This window comes from Alkalihalobacillus sp. MEB130 (genome assembly GCF_032335535.1).
Classification (GTDB): domain Bacteria; phylum Bacillota; class Bacilli; order Bacillales; family Bacillaceae_D; genus Halalkalibacter.
In genome coordinates, this window is sequence record NZ_JAOANA010000064.1 from 1 (window position 1) to 1,144 (window position 1,144).

The window sequence follows — 1,144 nt, forward strand, 5'->3', positions numbered from 1 at the left end:
GCCTACATGAAGCCGGAATTGCTAGTAATCGCGGATCAGCATGCCGCGGTGAATACGTTCCCGGGCCTTGTACACACCGCCCGTCACACCACGAGAGTTTGTAACACCCGAAGTCGGTGGAGTAACCTTACTAGGAGCTAGCCGCCTAAGGTGGGACAGATGATTGGGGTGAAGTCGTAACAAGGTAGCCGTATCGGAAGGTGCGGCTGGATCACCTCCTTTCTATGGAGTTTAACTCTAGTCGACGAACAACTTCGGTTGTTTGACGCTTGTGCTTTGGTTCAGTTTTGAGAGAATTTACTCTCAACAATAGTTCTTTGAAAACTAGATAATGCAATAGAAACAATGTTAGTTTTATCGGTATCTTATTTATAAGAGAAGATCAAACGAGCATGTCAAGAATTCAAGTGATTTTTGAAAAATCACATCCGAAAGACTTTTTAATTTGGTTAAGTTAGAAAGGGCGCACGGTGGATGCCTTGGCACTAGGAGCCTAAGAAGGACGCGACGAACGGCGAAACGCCTCGGGGAGCTGTAAGTAAGCTTTGATCCGAGGATATCCGAATGGGGGAACCCACCATCCGTAATGGGATGGTACCCATACCTGAATACATAGGGTATGAGGAGGCAGACCTGGGGAACTGAAACATCTAAGTACCCAGAGGAAGAGAAAGCAAATGCGATTTCCCAAGTAGCGGCGAGCGAAACGGAAACAGCCCAAACCAAGAGGCTTGCCTCTTGGGGTTGTAGGACGTCTCATACGGAGTAAGAAAAGACGAGGATAGGTGAAGCGATCTGGAAAGATCCGCGGTACAAGGTAACAGCCCTGTAGCCGAAATCCTCGTCTCTCCGAGACGGATCCTGAGTACGGCGGGACACGTGAAACCCCGTCGGAATCCGGGAGGACCATCTCCCAAGGCTAAATACTCCCTAGTGACCGATAGTGAACCAGTACCGTGAGGGAAAGGTGAAAAGCACCCCGGAAGGGGAGTGAAAGAGATCCTGAAACCGTGTGCCTACAACTAGTTGGAGCCCATTTACGGGTGACAGCGTGCCTTTTGTAGAATGAACCGGCGAGTTACGATCCCGTGCAAGGTTAAGCTGATTAGGCGGAGCCGCAGCGAAAGCGAGTCTGAATAGGGCG

General features: G+C 49.8%; 2 rRNA genes. Both read left to right on the forward strand.

Annotation, left to right across the window (positions count from 1 at the left end):
• Positions 1 to 222, forward strand: a 16S ribosomal RNA gene (locus N0O92_RS23750); the annotation flags it as partial.
• Positions 223 to 447: 225 nt separating this feature from the next.
• Positions 448 to 1,144, forward strand: a 23S ribosomal RNA gene (locus N0O92_RS23755); the annotation flags it as partial.